Raw genomic sequence first — 21,442 nt, forward strand, 5'->3', positions numbered from 1 at the left:
ATGACTCGACAGGCCAGATAAGGTACTATCGGCGGCAATTACGCCGATTGTGGCCACAATCGGCTCGTCAGTTTGAGGATGAATGAGCAATGAGTGATTTGACTCATGATGGTGCTGAGCGTCTTGCGCTGCACGAATTCACGGAAAATGCGTATCTCAACTATTCCATGTACGTCATCATGGACCGTGCGCTGCCGTTTATCGGCGACGGGCTTAAGCCCGTTCAGCGGCGCATCGTCTATGCGATGTCGGAGTTGGGGCTAAGCGCCAGCGCGAAGTTTAAGAAGTCCGCGCGTACAGTTGGTGACGTACTGGGTAAATATCACCCGCACGGCGATAGCGCCTGCTATGAAGCCATGGTGCTGATGGCGCAGCCGTTTTCCTACCGCTACCCGCTGGTAGACGGGCAGGGCAACTGGGGTGCGCCGGACGATCCTAAGTCCTTTGCGGCGATGCGTTATACCGAGTCGCGCCTGTCAAAATATGCAGAACTGCTGCTCGGCGAGCTTGGCCAGGGCACGGTGGACTACATCCCGAACTTTGACGGAACGCTGCAGGAGCCGAAGATGCTGCCTGCGCGCCTGCCCAATATCCTGCTGAACGGCACCACCGGCATCGCTGTCGGTATGGCGACAGATATTCCTCCGCACAACCTGCGTGAAGTCGCTCAGGCTGCTATCGCGCTTATCGATCGGCCGAACACGACTCTCGAGGACGTGCTGGATATCGTTCACGGCCCGGATTACCCGACCGAAGCGGAAATCATTACCCCGCGCGAAGACATTCGCAAAATCTACCAAAATGGCCGTGGTTCGGTGCGCATGCGCGCTGTGTGGAAAAAAGAAGATGGCGATGTTGTCATCACCGCGCTGCCACACCAGGTCTCTGGCGCTCGCGTGCTGGAGCAGATTGCCAACCAGATGCGCGCTAAAAAGCTGCCGATGGTGGAAGACCTGCGCGATGAGTCGAACCATGAAAATCCGACTCGTCTGGTGATTGTGCCGCGCTCTAACCGCATCGATATGGAACAGGTGATGAACCACCTGTTTGCGACAACCGATCTTGAAAAAAGCTACCGCATCAACCTGAATATGATTGGCCTGGACGGCCGCCCGGCGGTGAAAAACCTGCTGGAGATCCTCAGCGAATGGCTGGTTTACCGCCGCGATACGGTGCGCCGCCGTCTGAGCTATCGTCTGGAAAAAGTCCTTAAGCGCCTGCATATCCTCGAAGGTTTGCTGGTGGCGTTCCTCAATATCGACGACGTAATTCACATCATCCGCACTGAGGATGAGCCAAAGCAGGAGCTGATGTCCCGCTTTGAACTCAGCGAAACCCAGGCCGAAGCTATTCTTGAGCTGAAGTTACGCCATCTCGCCAAACTCGAAGAAATGAAGATCCGCGGCGAGCAAAGCGAGCTGGAAAAAGAGCGCGATCGGCTACAGGGCATTCTCGCTTCCGAGCGTAAAATGGATACCCTGCTGAAGAAAGAATTGCAGGCTGATGCCGATGCCTTTGGGGACGACCGTCGTTCTCCGCTGCGTGAACGTGGCGAAGCCAAAGCCATGAGCGAGCACGATATGGTGCCGTCCGAACCGGTAACAATTGTACTGTCGCAGATGGGCTGGGTTCGCAGCGCCAAAGGGCATGATATCGATGCTCCGGGCCTGAGCTATAAAGCGGGCGACAGCTATCTCGGCTCGGCAAAAGGTAAGAGCAACCAGCCGGTGGCGTTTATCGACTCCACGGGCAGAAGCTACGCATTAGATCCCATCACGCTGCCGTCTGCGCGTGGCCAGGGCGAGCCGTTAACCGGCAAGCTGACGCCGCCGCCGGGTGCGACCGTTGACTATGTGCTGATGGCCGCCGATGAGCAGAAACTGCTGATGGCTTCTGACGCAGGGTACGGCTTCGTTTGTACCTTCAACGATGTTGTTTCACGCAACCGTGCAGGCAAGGCGCTGATATCGCTGCCGGATAACGCACGCGTGCTGCCGCCGCTGGAAATTCATAGCGCGGACGACATGCTGCTGGCTATCACCGCCGCCGGGCGTATGCTGATGTTCCCGGTAAGCGACCTGCCGGAACTGTCGAAAGGCAAGGGCAACAAGATTATCTCTATCCCGTCAGCCGAAGCGGCTAAAGGCGAAGATAAGCTGGCCCATCTGTTTATCCTGCCGCCGCAAAGCACGCTGACGCTTCACGTAGGCAAACGCAAAATTAAGCTGCGCCCTGAAGAATTGCAAAAAATCACCGGCGAACGCGGCAGACGCGGTACGTTGATGCGTGGTTTGCAGCGAATCGACCGGGTAGAAGTGGATTCCCCGGCGCGTGCGGGGGCTGGAGACAGCGAAGAATAATCCGGGGCGCGGCGGTATCTCTGCCGCCGTCCGGTGTGTTTTACGCTAAAGCCGGTATACTTATCAGCGGCTTCGGCTCATGAGGTAGTTATGTTAGCGATTGTTCGTTTTATCATTGTCGTTATTTACTGCATCCTGGTATGCATCTTTGGTTGTATTTACTGTCTGTTCAGCCCGCGTAATCCGCGCCATGTGGCAACTTTCGGTCACCTCTTTGGGCGTCTGGCGCCGGTGTTCGGCCTGAAGGTTGAAACCCGCTTACCGGCAGGTGCAGAAAACCATCCAACGGCGATTTACATCGGCAACCATCAGAACAACTACGATATGGTGACGGCGGCAAACATTGTTCAGCCGCCGACGGTGACGGTGGGTAAAAAAAGCCTACTTTGGGTCCCGTTCTTTGGTCTGCTTTACTGGATAACCGGCAACCTGCTGATTGACAGGGATAACCGTGCGAAAGCCCACGGGACTATCGCTCAGGTTGTTGAGCAGATGCGAAAACGTAAAGTCTCCATCTGGATGTTCCCGGAAGGAACCCGCAGCCGCGGCCGCGGCCTGCTGCCGTTCAAAACCGGGGCATTTCACGCGGCGATAGCCGCCGGGGTACCGATTATTCCGGTGTGCGTTTCCAATACCAGTAATAAAATTAAGCTGAACCGCTGGAACAACGGTTTGGTGATTGTCGAAATGCTGCCGCCTATCGACACCAGCACCTACGGCAAGGATCAGGTGCGCAAGCTCGCTACCGACTGCCGCGAGCTGATGATGGCTAAAATCGACGAATTAAATAAAGAAGTCGCCGCGCGTGAAGCCGACGGCAAGATTGCAAAGAAACAGGCGCACTAAACGCCGCTTTTGGCGGTACGGTTTGTACCGCCTTATGTTATTCAGTTTTACATGGAGCAATTATGTCACTCAGTCGGCGTCAGTTTATTCAGGCATCCGGGGTCGCGCTTTGTGCGGGTTCGGTGCCGCTGAGGGCAAACGCGGCAGGGCAGCAGCAACCGTTACCGGTTCCTCCTCTTCTTGAATCCCGTCGCGGTCAGCCGCTTTTTCTGACGTTACAGCGCGCGCACTGGTCATTTACCGGTGGCGCAAAAGCTCCTGTCTGGGGGCTTAACGGGCGCTATATGGGCCCGACCATCCGCGTCTGGAATGGTGACGACGTGAAGATGATTTACAGCAATCGTCTACAGGAAAACGTTGCCATGACCATTGCTGGTTTACAGGTCCCCGGCCCGCTTATCGGCGGCGCAGCCCGCATGATGTCGCCTAACGTTGACTGGGCACCTGTTCTGCCGATTCGCCAGCGAGCCGCCACATTGTGGTATCACGCCAATACGCCAAACCGCACCGCGAAGCAGGTATATAACGGCCTGGCGGGAATGTGGTTGATTGAGGATGAAGTCAGCAAATCGCTGCCTATTCCTAACCATTACGGCGTGGACGACTTCCCGATTATTATTCAGGACAAACGCCTCGATAACTTTGGTGCGCCGGAATACCAGGAGCCGGGCAGCGGTGGTTTTGTTGGCGATACGCTACTGGTGAACGGGGCGCAAAGCCCGTACGTTGAGGTTTCTCGCGGCTGGGTGCGCCTGCGTTTGCTTAACGCATCCAACTCGCGCCGCTATCAGCTACAGATGAGCGACGGCCGTTCGATGGCGGTTATCTCAAGCGATCAGGGCTTTTTACCCGCGCCGGTTTCCGTAAAGCAACTGTCGCTTGCGCCGGGTGAACGCCGTGAAATCCTGATAGACATGACGGAAGGCAAAGAGGTTTCGATAACCTGCGGGGAAGCGGCGGGCATTATGGATCGCATTCGCGGCTTCTTCGAGCCTTCGAGTATCCTGATTTCCACCCTGGTTCTGACGCTGCGGCCTACCGGCCTGCTGCCGCTGGTTACCGATACTCTGCCAATGCGCCTGCTGCCTGAAGAGATCCTCGGCGGTAACCCGGCGCGCAGCCGTGAAATCACCCTCGGTGACGATCCTGGCATTAACGGTCAGCTGTGGGATATGAAGCGTATTGATATTCAAACCCAGCAGGGCAGCTGGGAGCGATGGACGGTAAGAGCCGACACGCCGCAGTCTTTCCATATCGAAGGTGTAAGCTTCCTGATCCGCAACGTCAACGGCGCTTCGCCGTTCGGTGAAGATCGCGGCTGGAAGGACACAGTTTGGGTGGACGGCCAGGTTGAGCTGCTGGTTTATTTCGGCCAGCCATCCTGGGAGCATTTCCCGTTCCTCTACTCAAGCCAGACGCTGGAACTTGCGGACAGAGGCTCTATCGGCCAGTTGCTGGTTCAGCCCGCACCGTAGTTTTTACCCTCGCCCTACACCAGGCCTTTTCCCCCTCGCCCTTTTGGGGATAGGGCCGGGGTGAGGGGCAGATAAAATACCGAATATCCCTTCAAAAACTACTGCTATAAGGCGTATAATCGCCGCCCTCTGTTTATTTCTACATCATTTTTTCGGAAAACCTATGAGCGCCCAAAGCCTGATCCAGCCGGATCGCGAACTCTTTTCGTGGCCACAATACTGGGCCGCCTGTTTCGGTCCGGCGCCGTTTTTACCCATGTCCCGCGAGGAGATGGACGAACTCGGCTGGGACAGCTGCGACATCATTCTGGTTACCGGCGATGCCTACGTTGATCATCCCAGCTTCGGAATGGCTATCTGCGGCCGCATGCTGGAGGCGCAGGGGTTCCGGGTTGGAATCATCGCCCAGCCGGACTGGACCTCTAAGCACGACTTTACGCGCCTGGGTAAGCCGAACCTGTTCTTTGGCGTAACCGCCGGGAATATGGACTCAATGATTAACCGCTACACGGCGGATCGTAAACTGCGCCATGACGATGCCTACACGCCGGATAACGTAGCGGGTAAACGCCCGGATCGTGCATCTCTGGTCTACACCCAGCGCTGTAAAGAGGCCTGGCGCGATGTGCCGGTGATCCTCGGCGGTATTGAGGCCAGCCTGCGCCGCACCGCGCATTACGATTACTGGTCCGATACCGTGCGGCGTTCGATCCTGGTCGATGCTAAAGCCGATATGCTTATCTTTGGGAACGGGGAACGCCCGCTGGTGGAAGTGGCCCACCGTCTTGCCAACGGCGAAGGGATCGAGGCGATTTGCGACGTGCGCAATACTGCGATCGTGCGTAAAGAGGCGATGCCCGGCTGGTCCGGCGTTGACTCCACGCGGCTCGATACGCCGGGCAAAATCGATCCGATCCCGCATCCTTATGGCGAAGATCTCCCCTGCGCGGAGGGCAACAACCCGCAGGAAAAAAAGGCCGATGAGGCTAAGCCCGTTACCGTACAGCCCCCGCGCCCCAAGCCGTGGGAAAAGACTTACGTCCTGCTGCCGTCTTTTGAAAAGGTCAAAGCCGACAAGGTGCTGTATGCCCACGCCTCGCGTATTTTGCATCACGAAACCAACCCGGGTTGCGCCAGGGCGCTGATGCAGAAGCACGGCGATCGCTATATCTGGATCAACCCGCCGGCGATCCCGCTTTCCACCGACGAAATGGATAGCGTATTTGCGCTGCCTTATCAGCGCGTGCCGCATCCTTCATATGGCAAGGCGCGCATTCCGGCCTACGAGATGATCCGTTTCTCAGTGAACATTATGCGCGGCTGCTTTGGCGGTTGTTCATTCTGTTCGATTACCGAGCATGAAGGCCGCATTATTCAGAGCCGTTCCGAGGACTCGATAATCAGCGAGATCGAAGCGATGCGCGACAGCGTGCCGGGCTTTACCGGCGTGGTTTCCGACCTTGGCGGCCCCACCGCCAATATGTACATGCTGCGCTGCAAGTCGCCGCGCGCCGAGCAAACCTGCCGCCGCCTTTCGTGCGTGTATCCGGAAATTTGCCAACATATGGAAACCAACCATCAGCCGACGATTGACCTCTATCGCCGCGCCCGTGACCTGAAGGGCGTGAAGAAGATCCTGATTGCTTCGGGCGTGCGCTACGACTTAGCCGTTGCCGACCCGCGCTACATCAAGGAGCTGGCTACTCACCACGTTGGCGGCTACCTGAAAATTGCGCCCGAGCATACCGAAGAAGGGCCGCTGTCGAAGATGATGAAGCCCGGAATGGGGAGCTATCACCGCTTCAAAGAGCTGTTTGATACCTATTCGAAACAGGCTGGCAAAGAACAATATCTGATCCCATACTTTATCTCTGCTCACCCGGGCACGCGTGATGAAGATATGGTGAATCTGGCGATATGGCTTAAGCAGCACCGTTTCCGCCTCGATCAGGTGCAGAACTTCTATCCTTCACCGCTGGCTAACTCCACCACCATGTATTACACAGGCAAAAACCCGTTGAGCAAGGTGAGCTACAAAAGTGAGGACATTGTAGTGCCGCGAGGTGACCGCCAGCGCCGCCTGCATAAAGCCCTGTTGCGCTATCACGATCCGGCTAACTGGCCGCTGATCCGCGAGGCGCTGGAAGCGATGGGCAAAAAGCATCTGATTGGCGGCCGCCGCGAGTGTCTGGTACCTGCGCCAACGCTGGATGAAATGCGGGAAGCCCGCAGGTATAACCGCAAGGCTCAGCCTGCACTCACAAAACATACTCCGGTTGCGCACCAGCGCCGCCCGGCAGGGCCAGGGAAACGGAAGCCAATAGCGAAGTAACGATAAGCTTTCATGCCGCTGTCATTTTTTTCTGCGACAAAGAGGGAATGGAATCCTTGCCCGCCAGGCTTGCTGTAAGATGTCTGGCGGCTCTCTTTGTTGAAATGAGAAATGAACATGTCCAATCCGCTTTATGTCTTTGACCTCGACCACACCCTCATTCATGGCGACAGCAGCACGGTCTGGAGCCGTTTTCTCTCCCGCGAAGGGCTGATTAAAGACGCTGATTACCTGGCTAAAGAGCACAAGCTAATGCTGGACTATCAGCGTGGCGAAATGAACATCCATGAATACGTGGGTGTGACGCTCTCGCCGCTGGCGGGGATGACAATTGCCGATGTAGACAGCCTGGTGGCGCGCTGCGTGGAAACGGATATCCTGCCGCTGGTTTACCCTGAGGCAAAACGCCTGATCGAAAAAATGCACGCCCTGGGCCAGCAGATGCTGATTATCTCTGCCTCCGTGAGCCTGCTGGTTAAAGCGATTGCGCCGCGGCTCGGTATTCAGCATGCGATAGGCGTTGATCTGGCAACGGGAAATAATGCCTACACCAGCGTGATCAGCGGCGTGCCGAGCTATCAGGCGGGCAAAATAACCAGGCTGAAGGAGTGGCAGAACGCTCACCCGGAATACGGCGGCGAGCTGACCTTCTATACCGACTCCATTAACGATTTACCGCTGTGCCTGGAAGCCGATCGTGTGCTGATGGTTAACCCTTGCCAGAAGCTGGCGGCGCAGGGCGCTCGCTACGACTGGCAGACCCTGAACTGGTCTCTGTAGGAATGTGGGGCGCATTCCAGCCGCGCCCCGGCATTACGTTTTACTGCGGAGTAAACAGCGGCACGGGCTTGCCGGTAATATAGCGGCGGCGCAGCCAGGCGGAAATAGTGTCCATCGCCATGACCACGCAAACCAGAATCAGGGTGATAAACATCACCACATCCCAGTTCCACAGCCGCATATTCTCGGCATAAACCAGCCCGACGCCGCCCGCCCCAACAAAGCCCAGCACCGCGGCTGAACGCGTGTTGGACTCAATCTGGTACAGGCTGAGGGAAAGAAACGCCGGGAACGACTGAGTAAAGATACCGAAGCGATGTTTCTGAACGCCAGCCGCACCCACGGCGGTTAATCCCCGGCTGGGAGAGCGTTCCACGGCTTCGTGGCCTTCGGCATATAGCCTGCCGAGCAGGCCGGTGTCCTGCACGACAATCGCCAGTACGCCAGCCAGCGGGCCAAGCCCAACGGCGCGCACGAAAATTAGCCCCCAAATCGCCATATCCACGCCGCGCAGCACGTCAAACAGGCGTCTCACCAGCAGCGCGACAATCCGTGCAACCGGCCCCTGCATAATATTGCGGGCGGCAAAAAACGACAGCAGCAGCGCCAGCACCGTGGCGGTGAGGGTCCCGGCGAAGACTATCGCCAGCGTAATGGCTATCTGCGAGAAGTAATAGGCAAACGGCCAGTTAATAAAATCATGCCAGACGAACATGCGCAGGAAATAGCGGCCCAGCTGAACCATACCGCTGAGGATCTGGCTGGAATCTATGCCGAAGGTGAAAAAGAACCACACGTAATAGCCGAGCACGGCCAGCGCCAGCAGCCCAATATTACGCAGATAGCGCCCCTGCATGCGGTACAGTTCGCGATGCTGCTCGCGGCTTTTTGCAATATCCGGTTTGATATGAGAAGCACTCATTTTTTCCCCTCCAGAACCCAGCGACGCAGCCGCCCGGACAGCACATCGAGGATTGAAACCACCACGATTATCAGCAGCAGGGTAATGCTCACCTGATCGTAGCGGTCGAGTTTGATATTGGTCATCAGCTCCTGGCCAATGCCGCCCGCGCCGACCAGCCCGAGGATGGTGGAGGAGCGAAAGTTAATTTCAAAGCGCATAAAGCTGTAGGAGAGGAAGATAGGTTTGACCTGCGGCCACAGGGCGAAGCGTATGCGCTGAATCGGCGTTGCGCCGCTGGCGACCAGGCCGCGGACCGGCTTGTCGGAGGCGCTTTCAATGGCCTCGTAGAACAACTTGGTCAGGCTGCCGATGGTATGCAGGGCCAGCGCCAGAAAACCGGGTATGGCGCCGATGCCGAAGGCCATCACGAACATCACCGCCCAGGCGAGTTCCGGCATGGTGCGCAGGAACGCAACCGCCGCACGAACGCCGAAGCGTACCGCCGGTGGCGTCCAGGTGTTGCCCGCGGCGAGAAAGGCCAGCACGGCGGCAATACAAGTTGATATCAGCGTCGAAGCCAGCGCCAGCTGGAGCGTTTCCCAGATAAGAGGCAGCTGGATAGGCAAACGGTAGCCCCAGTAAGCCAGCGAGCCTTTGGTGTGCACGTCGGCCAGCAGAACCGAAAGGTGCAGCGTCGGCAGAGTTTCGAACATGTAATCGAGGAAGTTCGGCAGAGACTGCCAAATGGTGGTCAGGCTAAACTCAGCGTAATGACCGGCGGTAAGATAAAGCCCTACCAGCAGTAGAGACCAAATCAGCGTGTCGCGTTTCTGGCGCATTCTGACCTGGCGATAGTAACGCTCAAATTCCGTATTCAACATCATCACTTATTATCCGGTTTGTTTCCGGCGACGGGTTGCCCCGCCCTGATAAAAAAGCACCCCGGCAGGTCGCCTGGGTGCGATTTTTATGCGGCTTGCTGTGATTAACGGGCGCTAACCAGCTCGCGCTTCATATCGATAATCTTCTGGAAGTCCGCTACGGAAGCCGGGCCGATGTGCTGGGTGCCGCCCATCGCCTTCACGAAGCAGGCGTGATCTTCTTTATCCAGTTTCTTCACCGCATCAACCACTTTGGCCTTGAAGTCAGCCGGCAGCTTGTTGCTCACCAGGATCGGGCCGTTCGGAATCAGAGGTGAAGTCCAGATAATGCGGATCTGCTTCATCAGGTCCGGGTGATCCATGCGGATCAGGCGGTTAAACGCGCCGGTGGTGTAGCCGTCGTTGTAGTCACCCACCATTGAAGCCCAGGTTACCGCGCCTGCGAACTGGCCGTTCAGCACGCCCAGTATGTCCTGCTCGTGGCCGCCTGAGAAGGTGACGCTGGAGAAGAAGTTGTTGTATTTGTTGTCCGGGGTGCCGCCAAGCTTCTGCTTGAATTCGTGGTTAGGGATAAGGTAGCCGGAAGTCGAGTCCGGATCGGCAAAGCCGAAAGATTTGCCTTTCAGATCTTCGATGGTTTTGTAGGGGCTATCGGCCTTCACGATAACGACCGAATGGTAGCCGCGAGACTGATCTTTATCGTCAACCGCGATGCCAACAATATCCACCGCTTTCGGGTCGTTCATATAGACCGATGCGTAAGAAGAAGGAGACATGCTCAGCACCAGGTCGACTTTGCCGCCGATCAGGCCCTGAATAACGCCAGAGTAGTCAGAAGAGTTACGCAATTTAGTGTCGACATTCAGTTCCTTATCCATGAACTGCTTCACACACTGGTTATCACCAATTTGCTGGGTCGCATTCTGTCCGCCGAGGATCCCGAGGTTCAGTTCGCGCGGCTGGTCGGCAGCCATAGCGTGGCCCGCAATCACAAGGCCAGTAATCACTGCAGATAAACGTAATGCGCCAGTCAGTTGCTTTTTCATTATCATTGCCTGTGTTGTATCAATTGGAGAGAGAATTAATGCACTTGATTGATTTCATCGCCGTACAAAAGATGCAGCACGTCGTCCGTCAGCATCGAAGGATGACCGTCAAACACGATATTTCCTTTTGCAACCCCGATAACGCGGGTGCAGTACTCCTTCACCAGCTCGATGGAATGCAGGTTCACCATCACGCTGATGCCTTGCTCACACACTTCGCGCAGCACTTTCATGATGCGCTGGGTATTTTTCGGGTCGAGAGACGCAACTGGCTCATCGGCCAGTAAGATACTTGGGTTTTGCATCAAGGCGCGGCAAATGGCTACGCGCTGCATCTGGCCGCCGGAAAGATTTTCCGCACGCTGAAGTGCGTGCGGCAGCATGTTCATCCACTCGAGCAGGGAAATCGCACGGGCGCGGTCGGCTTCCGGGAAGACTTTGAACAGCGATTTGAGCGTAGAGGTCTGGCTCAGGCGGCCCAGCAGCACGTTTGTCAGCACGTCGAGGCGGGGTACCAGGCAGAAGTCCTGGAAAATCATCCCACATTCGGTACGCCACTGGTTCAGCGCGCGGCCGCTCAGCTTAGACACATCGTGCGGCATCCCGACTTCTGGAAAGCTGAGGATCTCGCCCGACGTGGCAGTATGGGTGCCGTTGAGAATATGTAGCAGGGTTGATTTCCCCGCGCCGGAGCGGCCAACAACGCCAACCAGTTCACCGGCATGCAGGTCGAAATTAATATCATGCAGCACGGTCTGGTGGGCGTTATAAGCTTTACTCAGGCTCTTTACGCTCAATACTTTACGGCCTGGTGCAGGCGCAAACTGCGGCAAAGAATCGAGGTCAGTGTGGGTAACGACAGCAAGCGATCGGTTCATAACCATTCCAAAATGAGTTAGCGAAGCTGGCCCTATTTATCGTGGTGTTGTGTGACTTTTTGATTACGACTAAAAGAACAAATAATGAACGCCGTAAAAATTCACTCAGCAGTCATGCTGTTGCGCTACTTGCCGGGGAGAGTGTGATATGCGAGGGAGGACAGGGCAGAGAGGTGAAAAAGCCACCTGACGCAGTCTGTGCGAAAGGTGGCTTATTTATAGTCTAATCAACTAGATGGATGTTACGTCGAAGGTGTCCGGATCCGGCCCCAGGCGTTTGCCGCTGTCCAGCTTAGCGATTTCAGCAAGCTCTTCTTTGTCCAGACGGAAGTCGAAGACATCGAAGTTTTCGGCAATGCGTGCAGGCGTGACGGATTTCGGGATAACCACAAGGCCGCTATCGAGATGCCAGCGGATAACCACCTGAGCAGGCGTTTTACCGTATTTATCCGCTAAATCACGAATAATTTTCTGGTCAAATACCCCTTCGCCACCCTGCGCCAGCGGGCTCCAGGATTCAGTCTGGATCTTGTGGGTCGCGTTCCAGGCGTGGAGCTGACGCTGCTGAAGTAGCGGGTGCAGCTCAATCTGGTTGATAACCGGGCTGACGCCGGTTTCGTCGATCAGCCGCTGCAGGTGATTAATATTGAAGTTACACACCCCAATACTTTTCACCAGCCCCTCTTTTTGCAGTTCGATCAGGCTTTTCCAGGCTTCAAGATAATGGTCTTTGCTCGGCACCGGCCAGTGCAGCAGGTAGAGATCAACATAGTCCAACTGGAGCTTTTTCAGGCTGTCTTCCAGCGCCTGACGAGGACGCTGCTGGTCGCTATTCCACAGCTTGGTGGTGATAAACAGCTCTTCACGCGCCAGCCCCGCGCCTTTAAGCGCAGCGCCAACGCCGTCTTCGTTTTTATAAGCGGCGGCGGTATCAATGGAACGGTAACCGACCTCGAGCGCGGCCTCGATAGCGGTCTTTACCTGGTCGTTACTCGCCTGCCAGACGCCCAGCCCAAGCTGCGGCATCACGTTCCCATCCTGGAGCTTAATCAGGGTTGGATGAGTCATATGTACCTCCTTAATGGTGCGAAAAACACCGGGCAAGCCCGGTGTAACATTTGCATTAAGTCTAGTAGAAACTCTGGCAACGAAAGACGGAACCTCGATTCTCTTAGCGTGCCGCTTCGTAAATACGGCGGCTAACGTCGAGAGTGATGTCCTGGCGTTCGCCGAGTTTGGTCATGCCTTTTTCTTCAAGTTTTACCAGCAGAGCAGGGATGGAGCTGCCGTCCAGACCGTAAGCGGACAGGCGGGTAGCGGTGCCCATTTTCTCGAAGAAATTGCGGGTTGCTTCAATCGCGGCATCAATACGTTCTTCTTCGCTGCCGGAAGTGATATTCCAGACGCGCTCTGCGTATTGCAGCAGTTTGGCGTGCTTCTCAGCGCGCTTCTCGTTCATCAGCGAAGGCAGCACCACCGCCAGCGTTTGAGCGTGATCCAGGCCGTGCATTGCGGTCAGTTCGTGGCCCAGCATGTGGGTCGCCCAGTCCTGCGGCACGCCTGCGCCAATCAGGCCGTTAAGGGCCATTGTTGCCGCCCACATGACGTTGGCACGTACGTCGTAGTTTTCCGGATCTTTCAGCGCTTTCGGGCCATCTTCGATAAGCGTCAGCAGAATGCCTTCAGCGAAACGGTCCTGAACCTTGGCGTTAACCGGGTAGGTTAGATACTGCTCGATGGTGTGAACAAAGGCATCGACCACGCCATTAGCAACCTGCTTAGGCGGCAGAGTGTAGGTGTAAACCGGGTCAAGTACCGCGAATACAGGCTGCACGAAATCAGACATAAACGCCTGTTTGTCGCCGGTTGAGCGGCGGGAGACCACTGCACCTTTGTTAGACTCGGAGCCAGTTGCCGGTAGGGTCAGTACGGAGCCCATCGGGATAGCGCTTTTAACATCGTCACCGCGGGTCAGCAGAATGTTCCATGGGTCGATATCCTGAGGATAGTTAGCCGCCGCCGCGATGAATTTGGTGCCGTCCAGAACGGAACCGCCGCCTACGGCCAGCAGGAAAGTAATTTTTTCTTTACGGGCGATTTCGACCGCTTTCATCAGGGTTTCATAAGACGGGTTAGGCTCGATGCCGCCGAACTCCAGTACGTCGAGGCCTTTGAGGGCTTCATAAACCTGGTCCAGCACGCCGGTTTTTTTAACGCTGCCGCCGCCGTAAGTAATCAGTACGCGCGCCCCGGCAGGTATCTGGTCGCGCAGCTCTGCGAGGGAGCCTTTGCCAAACAGGATGCGGGTAGGGGTATGAAGATTAAAATTATTCATGAGGTGTTTCCCGTTGGTTAGATGAGTGACATTGCTAAATCTGATGGCAGCCATTGTGGTCTTCAGGAGAGTCTCTCTCAATGCATATTCCTGCCTTTGTCTTGCCTATTTCTCCATATAGCTGGAGAAACGGCGAAATTCATCGCACACTGTATCCCGGATGAAAAGCGCCGTGGAGAGCCTGAACATGAACCGCAAAGCCGTCTGCTTACAACTGACAGAAAAAATTAATGAGCTGATTTTAAAAGAAAAGAGTGAAAACTTTTTTGATGGCGTACGCCTGATGTATGGCAGTAAGCCCATGGTGCGCACTCCGGTAATGTACGACCCGGGCATTGTTTTTCTCTTTTCTGGCCATAAAACGGGTTATCTCAATGACCGCGTTTTCCGCTACGACGCCAACGAATATCTGCTGCTGACGGTGCCTTTACCCTTTGAATGCGAAACTTTTGCCACGCCGGAAGTGCCGCTGGCGGGAATGCGTATAAAGGTTGATATCCAGCAGCTCCAGGATTTGCTGATGGATATTGGCGAAGACGATTTGTTTCATCCTCAGTCCTGTTCGGACGGGATCAACTCCGCCGTGCTTTCGGAAGAGATTCTCTGTGCCGCCGAGCGACTGCTGGACGTTCTTGAACGACCGCTTGATGCGCGAGTTCTGGGTAAACAGATTATCCGCGAAATTCTTTACCATGTTTTGACAGGGCCAAGCGGCGGTGCGCTTCTGGCTCTGGTAAGCCGCCAGACGCACTTTAGCCTGATAAGCCGCGTGCTGCGCCGCATTGAAAACCAGTACACCGAGAACCTGTCGGTGGACCAGCTTGCCGCGGAGGCGAACATGAGCGTCTCGGCGTTTCACCATAATTTTAAGTCCGTCACCAGCACCTCGCCGCTGCAATACCTGAAGAGCTACCGGCTGCATAAGGCCCGGATGCTGATGCTGCATGACGGCATGAAAGCAAGCGCGGCGGCTATTCGAGTGGGCTACGAAAGTGCTTCTCAGTTTAGTCGGGAATTTAAGCGCTATTTTGGCGTCACGCCGGGAGAGGATATGGCGCGGATGCGGGTGAGTTAAGAATGAGAGGCGGAGCGAATAAGAGGGCCTTATTCGCTCTGGTTAACCGGGTTATGCGGCGCTAACTTTTTTTTTCAGCACCACAAACAGGGTGCCGACGAGGCCGAAAATCAGCAGGGCGACCGGCAGGATCATCAGGAAGGTCATGACCTGGTCTTCATGGCGCTTCACGAACGGGATCATGCTCAGGGCGTAGCCCAGGCTAATCACCACGCCCACCCACAGCAGGCCGCTCAGCCAGTTGAAGAACTGGAAACGACGGTTGCTGAGGCCGGAAATGCCCGCCATGGTTGGAAGCAGGGTGCGTACAAATGCCAGGAAGCGGCCAACCAGCAATGCCAGCAGGCCGTGGCGGTCAAACATTTGTGTCGCGCGCTGGTGGTATTGCGTCGGGAGCTGGTGCAGCCAGCCTTTTACGGTTCGGGTATTGCCGAGCCAGCGGCCCTGCAAGTAGCTCAGCCAGCAGCCCAGGCTTGCGGCAACGGTCAGAATAACCAGCGTCGGAACAAATCCCATTACCCCTTTCGCTATCAGCGCACCCGCGAGCAGCAACAGGCTATCTCCCGGTAAAAACGAGGCGGGAAGCAGTCCATTTTCCAGAAACAGCGTTGCGAACATAACGCAATAAACAACACCAATAACGTGGGGGTCGGCCAGCGCGGCAAAATCGTGATGCCAGAGCGCCTCGACAATATTTTGTATAACAGCCATGGGTATTCCTGTGGAACCGCTTATTGAGCTTGCCTGAGTATTGCACCCGCAACTTAGGCTCACCTTAATTTCTACACATTGTACCGCTAAAATGCCTGCGACACCTTGATCCCAGGCTCAACAAAACGCCGATGATGGCAAAAAAATGCTCCACGTTGGCCGCAGGGCGGAAAAATCAGGCTATACGCTGGAAACCTGCCGCCAGATCGGCAATCAAGTCGTCCACGTTTTCCAGCCCAATATGGAGGCGAACCAGGGTGCCGCTGAAGTCTACTCCGCCTGCGGGGCGGATCTCCGCCAGCTCATCGGGCTGATTAGCGAGAATAAGCGATTCATAGCCGCCCCAGGAATAGGCCATGCTGAAATAGTCGAAGTGGTTGAGATACTGTTCATACTCAGCGTCGCTCAGCCGTTTTTTCAGCACAAACGAAAACAGGCCGCTGCTGCCCGTAAAGTCTCGTTTCCAGTATTCATGTCCTTTACTGCCCGGCAGCGCCGGGTGGTTCACTCTTTCTACCTGAGGATGCTGCGCCAGCCATTCGGCGACTTTCAGGCTGCCTTCATGGTGCTGGCGCAGGCGAACGCCCAACGTGCGTATTCCCCGGCTGGTCATATAGGCGGTATCTGCATCCACCATTTGCCCCATCAGATAGGCGTTTTCGCGAAGCTGGTCCCAACATCGGGCGTTTGACACGGCGGTGCCGACCATCGCATCGGAGTGGCCGATTAAATATTTCGTGCCCGCCTGAATAGAGATATCGATACCAAAGTCGAGGGCTTTGAACAGCACGCCTGCGGCCCAGGTGTTGTCGATCATAATAATGGCTTCGGGCGCAACACGCCTGACGGCCTGTACAATCGCCGGGATATCGTAGACTTCCATGGTGATAGAGCCGGGGGACTCAAGAAACACGATTTTGGTGTTGGGCTGAATGAGGCTCGCAATAGCCGGGCCAATTTCCGGATCAAACCAGGTGGTTGAGACGCCGAGCTTAGAGAGGATTTTGCTACAGAAATCCTGGGTGGGTTCATACGCCGTGCCGGTGACCAGAATGTGATCGCCCTGTTCAACAAAGGCCAGAATGGTGTTGGCGACGGCGGCGGCTCCGCACGGGAACAGCGCGCATCCGGCACCTCCCTCAAGTTCGCACATCGCTTCCTGTAGAGAAAAATGGGTCAACGTACCCCGGCGGCCATAAAACAGCTCGCCTTTTGCGCGGTTGGCGGTGGCCTGTTTTTTGGCCTCAACGCTCTCAAAGACCAGAGAAGAAGCGCGCTGAATAACGCTGTTAACCGAACCCTGGGTAAATTTCTTGCTGCGCCCGGCGTTCACCAGCGCCGTTTCGATGTGCTTTTCCGCCATTTTTTATGCCCCGTTTAACCATCTGGATGTCTGGACGTAAATTAACACAGAATGGGCAAAGGGCATCATGGCGTTTTTTCAGGTTGGCTAAAAAAGTCATCATTTAGCCAACCCGCCGCTTTTCCTGCGTAAGCTCAAGGAATGACTCAACAAATTCGGGCACTCTGCAAATACTAATGAGAACGACTATCAATTCGATAGTTTTTTGATATATTAGTCTCAGTTTTGACATTTATTTCTCGCTGGAGCGTAAGACGTGACGAGTAACCTGATGCAGACGGATCTGTCCGTTTGGGGCATGTATAACCATGCTGACATCGTAGTTAAGATAGTGATGATTGGCCTGATTCTGGCCTCCGTTGTCACCTGGGCAATCTTCTTTAGCAAAAGCGTGGAGCTGATTACCCAAAAACGTCGCCTCAAGCGCGAACAACAGCAGCTGGCTAACGTCCGCTCTCTTAACGAAGCGAGCAGCACGGCAGAAGCTTTCGACAGCAAAAGCCTCAGCACTCTGTTAATCAATGAAGCGCAGAATGAGCTGGAACTCTCCGCCGGCGTTGAAGATAACGAAGGCATTAAAGATCGTACCGGCTTCCGTCTTGAACGCCGCGTTGCGGCCGTCGGGCGCCATATGGGGCGCGGGAACGGCTTCCTGGCGACCATCGGTGCGATTTCCCCGTTTGTCGGCCTGTTCGGCACCGTTTGGGGCATCATGAACAGCTTTATCGGTATTGCCCAGTCACAAACTACCAACCTGGCTGTTGTTGCGCCGGGGATCGCAGAAGCGCTTCTGGCAACGGCGGTTGGCCTGGTAGCAGCTATTCCGGCGGTTGTTATCTATAACATCTTCGCCCGTATGATAGGCAGCTACAAAGCTACGCTAAGCGACGTTGCGGCGCAGGTTCTGCTGCTGCAAAGCCGTGACCTCGATCTGGACGGCAACGCACAGCCTCGTCCGGTGCGTAACGCCCAGCAACTGCGTGTAGGTTAATGCCCCATGGCAATGCGTCTAAACGAAAATCTCGACGACAATGGTGAAATGCACGAAATTAACGTCACGCCGTTTATCGACGTAATGTTAGTTCTGCTGATCATCTTTATGGTGGCAGCGCCGCTGGCAACGGTGGACGTGAAGGTTAACCTTCCGGCTTCAAGCAGCCAGCCGCAGCCGCGCCCGGAAAAACCGGTTTACCTGTCGGTTAAGGCAGACCATTCGATGTTTATCGGTAACGATCAGGTAAGCAAAGAGTCGATGGTTAACGCGCTGATAGCCGCAACGGAAGGCAAGAAAGACACCACTATTTTCTTCCGTGCGGATAAAACCGTGGACTACGAAACGCTGATGGACGTAATGGATACGCTGCACCAGGCGGGGTATCTGAAGATTGGTCTGGTAGGCCAGGAAGTCACGAAGGCGAAGTAAGAGTAGCGTCCCTCTCCCTGCCGGGGAGAGGGTTTTAATCTACAGCGTCGAGCTTTTCCACGTCTTCTCAGCTAAACCCCGGGTAATAGAAAGCGTCTCGGTTTCCTGCTCTTTCAGGCGCTGGTAATGGCCCTCCAGCCGCTTCAGGATCTGCGCTTTAAGCTTGGGTTGGCCGCTAAGAATCTCTTCCAGCACCGCGCCGTACACCTCTTCTTTAACCCGCCACGGGTAAATCTCACGACGGTTCATCCATTTAAGGTCAACCAGCGCCGAAGTAATATCCGTTACCTTTTGTGTATTACGGGTAATATTTTCATTCTTAAGGCGTACCAGTATTGCCATATTTTTACTTAACGTAAATTCATGGTCTTTATTCTCGTCGGCGTTGATTAATACCGGCGGATTTTTATCAGGTTGTGCCATGACATTAATCCTCAATGGAATAGCATAACGGCCAGGGTTTTTCCTGGGTCATTTGATTAACCCAAATTTCCTGTTGCTTACCGTTAACCAGCGCTGTTTTATCTTCAATGAGCATCTGTAAATCGGCGGCGCTAATAAGCTCTTTTTCTACCAGTTCTTCCATCAGGGCGTGCAGCGCCTCAATCCTTACCGCACAGAGTAAGCGTTCTTTTATATGGCGATCGGTTTCTTCAAGCAGGCGGTTCTTAGCCTGCCCGGCGTAATGGCTGCCGCTAAGGATGGTTTTTTCCAGCGTTAAAATCTTATCCTGAACGACTTGCGGCGTGTTACTATTTTCTGATTCTGCAGGGAGCGTTGACGGTGCAACGACAGGATAGCGCCGTGGTAAGAAGTGTTCAGGCAGCATCGCATGCGATCCTTTGATATCGGGTTCAATATTCAGGTTCAGAGATGCGCGGTATGATGCCTCAAATCTAAAATAAAAAAAACAGGAGTTTCTTATGCACAGCATATTTTATTCTATTGTCACAATTTTGATTTTGTTATGCGCGGTGCTGGTAATGCGCAAGGAATTTAGTTCGCCTGATAATAAAAAGAAAAATGGCTCCGGGAAAATAGAGCCAGTGTCCAGTAGCGAAGAGCGTGAGGATTATTTTGGCATGTTGATGTCAAAAATCACCCCCAGCTATTACTGGCGTATTAATAGTGAGTATATAGATTTCACGCATGCCACTATTAAAAAGATGCGCATCGAAGAACTGACTTCACAGCCAATTTTATTTAGTGCTCAACGCCGCTGCAGCGATTTAAACTCGGCGGTGTACAAATATTATGACAATATCAAAAAGCGCTGCGCCGAAGGCGAAGAGGTGCCGCTGACGGATATCGAAGTGCTTAACCTGCGTCAGTGCTTTAATGAGTTCAGCCGCGAAGCTTACCCTGAGCTGGTAGCGCTGGTTTGGCCGCAGTATCAGCGCCCGGAGATAGACCTCGCGAGCATTTAAGGCTTTGGCACGGCAAGGTGGGGCGGGCACAACGTTAGCCTCACTATTGTTAACCTGAATTCGCTATACTGGCGCTCTTTTTGGATTTCCAGACAGGACATTATGGAACGTTTTATTGAGAATGCGATGTACGCCTCGCGCTGGCTGTTGGCCCCGGTTTACTTCGGTTTGTCGCTGGCGCTGCTTGCCCTGACGATTAAGTTTTTCCAGGAGATTATTCACGTTATCCCGAATATCTTCTCGATTGCGGAAGCCGATTTAATTCTGACGCTGCTCTCGCTGGTGGATATGGCGCTGGTCGGCGGCCTGCTGGTGATGGTGATGTTCTCGGGCTATGAGAATTTTGTCTCCACGCTGGATATCTCGGAAGGGAAAGAGAAGCTTAACTGGCTGGGGAAAATGGACTCCGGCTCGCTGAAGAATAAAGTGGCTGCGTCGATTGTTGCTATCTCTTCCATCCATTTGCTGCGCATTTTTATGGACGCCAAAAACGTGCCGGACAATAAGCTGATGTGGTACGTGATTATCCACCTGACGTTTGTGCTGTCGGCATTTGTCATGGGCTATCTCGACAAGCTTTCCCGCAGCGCCAAATACTAGTTTTAATGCCCCTGCGATTACCTGGCAGGGGCCATCCACTCTCCAGAGCTCCACGCCAGCATCGCGCTATAGCATCCAGCAGGCCGCTTTGGCCACAGGATTGTGGCGACGTTCGGCAAACTGAAAATCAGGCTTCCGGCGAAAGCGAGCCCTGTGAAGCGCCCTGGTAATAGGCCAGCGCCACCATCAGCGACTGCACCAGGCAAAGGGTTGCGGACTGGGAGCGGAAGGCGTCCACCTGGGCTTCCTTTACCACAAAGCACAGGTCGCTAAAGGTGGCGAAAGGGCTTATCTGGCTGTCGGTAATCACTATCTGGCTCGCGCCAGCCCTGGCGGCAATTTCGCTGACCATCAGCGTCTCTTCGGCATACGGTGAGAAGCTAATCGACACTACAATGTCTTTTGCCTTCACGCGGTTGACCTGTTCACGCAGCATGCCGCCCAGTCCATCGAGCAGTACCGCACGGCATTCAAGGTGGCTAAGGGCATAAGTCAGGTAGGCCGCCACGCTGAACGAGCGGCGCAGGCCGACAACGTAAATGGTGTCGGCTCCGGCTAGCAGTTCAACCGCACGCTGTAACATTTCTGGCTCGGTTCGGGCGGCCAGCTGCTGTAGCGCCTGAGCGTTCGAGCGGGCGAATTCCTGCAAAATATCCAGCGGCGTCTCCGGCACCGTTTCACTCCCCAGTTCACGGAACAGGCGCGCCCGGTCGGTGTAGCTTGCCGTCTCTTCCACCAGGTTCATGCGAAACAGCTGTTTCATTTCATTGAAGCCGCTGAAATCAAAGGCATTGGCAAAGCGGATAAGCGTAGAAGGCGGTACTTCAGCCCTTTCTGCAATGGTCGCCACGGTATCGAAAGCCACGCTGTTGGTATTATCCAGCACGTAGCGGGAAACCTGCTGAAGCCTTTTACTCAGGCTTTCATAGCGGTCGCGGATCTGCTGCTGAAGCTCGCTCAGGGTATTCGCCGTGGTCAATTTGCCTTCCTCAAAAATGTTTATTGA

21 protein-coding genes are annotated in these 21,442 nt (G+C 54.9%); 10 read left to right on the plus strand and 11 right to left on the minus strand.

Features of this window, described 5'->3' with window-relative positions:
• The first annotated feature begins 89 nt into the window (after positions 1–89).
• The 5 genes from parC (at position 90) to FOC35_RS11830 (ending at position 7,793) form a co-directional block, all read left to right on the plus strand.
• Positions 90–2,360 carry a DNA topoisomerase IV subunit A gene (gene parC, locus FOC35_RS11810; protein ID WP_016538222.1) on the plus strand — a complete coding sequence of 757 codons (2,271 nt, stop codon included), beginning with the start codon at positions 90–92 and terminating at the stop codon, positions 2,358–2,360.
• A 90-nt stretch (positions 2,361–2,450) separates the two neighbouring features.
• Complete coding sequence (locus FOC35_RS11815) at positions 2,451–3,206, plus strand: 1-acylglycerol-3-phosphate O-acyltransferase (RefSeq protein ID WP_016538221.1); 756 nt, start codon at positions 2,451–2,453, stop codon at positions 3,204–3,206.
• 62 nt (positions 3,207–3,268) lie between these two features.
• A complete protein-coding gene (ftsP, locus tag FOC35_RS11820; protein WP_016538220.1) occupies positions 3,269–4,681 on the plus strand; it encodes a cell division protein FtsP in 1,413 nt (470 codons plus the stop codon).
• Positions 4,682–4,844: 163 nt separating this feature from the next.
• Positions 4,845–7,013: a YgiQ family radical SAM protein gene (locus tag FOC35_RS11825; protein ID WP_172568975.1), complete on the plus strand. Its 2,169-nt coding sequence runs from the start codon at positions 4,845–4,847 to the stop codon at positions 7,011–7,013.
• Positions 7,014–7,130: 117 nt separating this feature from the next.
• Positions 7,131–7,793 (plus strand): HAD family phosphatase, encoded by a 663-nt coding sequence (locus FOC35_RS11830; protein WP_039898828.1) that lies wholly within the window; start codon positions 7,131–7,133, stop codon positions 7,791–7,793.
• Positions 7,794–7,833: 40 nt separating this feature from the next.
• On the opposite strand, the gene phnE (FOC35_RS11835) is transcribed toward FOC35_RS11830, so the two are convergent.
• The 6 genes from phnE (FOC35_RS11835) to yqhD form a co-directional block, all read right to left on the minus strand.
• Entirely contained in the window at positions 7,834–8,715 is an 882-nt protein-coding gene (phnE, locus tag FOC35_RS11835) for a phosphonate ABC transporter, permease protein PhnE (RefSeq protein ID WP_016538217.1), read from the minus strand.
• Positions 8,712–9,581 (minus strand): phosphonate ABC transporter, permease protein PhnE, encoded by an 870-nt coding sequence (phnE, locus tag FOC35_RS11840; protein WP_016538216.1) that lies wholly within the window; start codon positions 9,579–9,581, stop codon positions 8,712–8,714. Before phnE (FOC35_RS11840) ends, phnE (FOC35_RS11835) begins: the two co-directional genes overlap by 4 nt.
• 101 nt (positions 9,582–9,682) lie before the next feature.
• A complete protein-coding gene (gene phnD / locus FOC35_RS11845) occupies positions 9,683–10,624 on the minus strand; it encodes a phosphonate ABC transporter substrate-binding protein (protein ID WP_039898827.1) in 942 nt (313 codons plus the stop codon).
• 35 nt (positions 10,625–10,659) lie between these two features.
• Positions 10,660–11,502, minus strand: coding sequence for a phosphonate ABC transporter ATP-binding protein (gene phnC / locus FOC35_RS11850; RefSeq protein ID WP_172568976.1), 843 nt, complete (start codon positions 11,500–11,502; stop codon positions 10,660–10,662).
• A 231-nt stretch (positions 11,503–11,733) separates the two neighbouring features.
• The gene (dkgA, locus tag FOC35_RS11855; protein ID WP_172568977.1) at positions 11,734–12,570 is read right to left on the minus strand and encodes a 2,5-didehydrogluconate reductase DkgA; all 837 of its coding nucleotides are present in this window, start codon (positions 12,568–12,570) and stop codon (positions 11,734–11,736) included.
• 103 nt (positions 12,571–12,673) lie between these two features.
• On the minus strand, positions 12,674–13,837 hold the full coding sequence (yqhD, locus tag FOC35_RS11860; RefSeq protein ID WP_172568978.1) for an alcohol dehydrogenase: 1,164 nt from the start codon (positions 13,835–13,837) through the stop codon (positions 12,674–12,676).
• 187 nt (positions 13,838–14,024) lie between these two features.
• Here yqhD and FOC35_RS11865 point away from each other — a divergent pair, with 187 nt between their 5' ends.
• Positions 14,025–14,912, plus strand: a complete 888-nt coding sequence (locus FOC35_RS11865; RefSeq protein ID WP_172568979.1) for an AraC family transcriptional regulator — start codon at positions 14,025–14,027, stop codon at positions 14,910–14,912.
• A gap of 51 nt (positions 14,913–14,963) precedes the next feature.
• On the opposite strand, the gene yghB is transcribed toward FOC35_RS11865, so the two are convergent.
• Together yghB and metC are read right to left on the minus strand one after the other, a co-directional pair.
• Positions 14,964–15,623 (minus strand): DedA family general envelope maintenance protein YghB, encoded by a 660-nt coding sequence (gene yghB, locus FOC35_RS11870; RefSeq protein WP_016538210.1) that lies wholly within the window; start codon positions 15,621–15,623, stop codon positions 14,964–14,966.
• A gap of 175 nt (positions 15,624–15,798) precedes the next feature.
• Positions 15,799–16,986: a cystathionine beta-lyase gene (gene metC, locus FOC35_RS11875; RefSeq protein ID WP_172568980.1), complete on the minus strand. Its 1,188-nt coding sequence runs from the start codon at positions 16,984–16,986 to the stop codon at positions 15,799–15,801.
• Between the two features lie 256 nt (positions 16,987–17,242).
• Here metC and exbB point away from each other — a divergent pair, with 256 nt between their 5' ends.
• Entirely contained in the window at positions 17,243–17,977 is a 735-nt protein-coding gene (gene exbB / locus FOC35_RS11880; RefSeq protein ID WP_039898824.1) for a tol-pal system-associated acyl-CoA thioesterase, read from the plus strand.
• 6 nt (positions 17,978–17,983) lie between these two features.
• Positions 17,984–18,409, plus strand: a complete 426-nt coding sequence (gene exbD / locus FOC35_RS11885) for a TonB system transport protein ExbD (protein ID WP_016538207.1) — start codon at positions 17,984–17,986, stop codon at positions 18,407–18,409.
• A gap of 39 nt (positions 18,410–18,448) precedes the next feature.
• On the opposite strand, the gene FOC35_RS11890 is transcribed toward exbD, so the two are convergent.
• Both FOC35_RS11890 and FOC35_RS11895 read right to left on the minus strand, forming a co-directional pair.
• A complete protein-coding gene (locus FOC35_RS11890) occupies positions 18,449–18,832 on the minus strand; it encodes a hypothetical protein (protein WP_016538206.1) in 384 nt (127 codons plus the stop codon).
• A 4-nt stretch (positions 18,833–18,836) separates the two neighbouring features.
• Entirely contained in the window at positions 18,837–19,238 is a 402-nt protein-coding gene (locus FOC35_RS11895) for a hypothetical protein (protein WP_039898822.1), read from the minus strand.
• Between the two features lie 94 nt (positions 19,239–19,332).
• Here FOC35_RS11895 and FOC35_RS11900 point away from each other — a divergent pair, with 94 nt between their 5' ends.
• Both FOC35_RS11900 and FOC35_RS11905 read left to right on the plus strand, forming a co-directional pair.
• On the plus strand, positions 19,333–19,836 hold the full coding sequence (locus FOC35_RS11900; RefSeq protein WP_172568981.1) for an ESA_00282 family adhesion-associated protein: 504 nt from the start codon (positions 19,333–19,335) through the stop codon (positions 19,834–19,836).
• Positions 19,837–19,938: 102 nt separating this feature from the next.
• On the plus strand, positions 19,939–20,436 hold the full coding sequence (locus FOC35_RS11905) for a TIGR00645 family protein (RefSeq protein WP_016538203.1): 498 nt from the start codon (positions 19,939–19,941) through the stop codon (positions 20,434–20,436).
• 127 nt (positions 20,437–20,563) lie between these two features.
• Here the strand turns inward: FOC35_RS11905 and FOC35_RS11910 are convergent, their stop codons facing one another.
• Entirely contained in the window at positions 20,564–21,415 is an 852-nt protein-coding gene (locus FOC35_RS11910; protein ID WP_039899431.1) for a MurR/RpiR family transcriptional regulator, read from the minus strand.
• Positions 21,416–21,442 lie beyond the last annotated feature (27 nt).

The organism is Cedecea sp. FDAARGOS_727 (genome assembly GCF_012273235.1).
Taxonomy (GTDB): Bacteria; Pseudomonadota; Gammaproteobacteria; order Enterobacterales; family Enterobacteriaceae; genus Cedecea; species Cedecea davisae.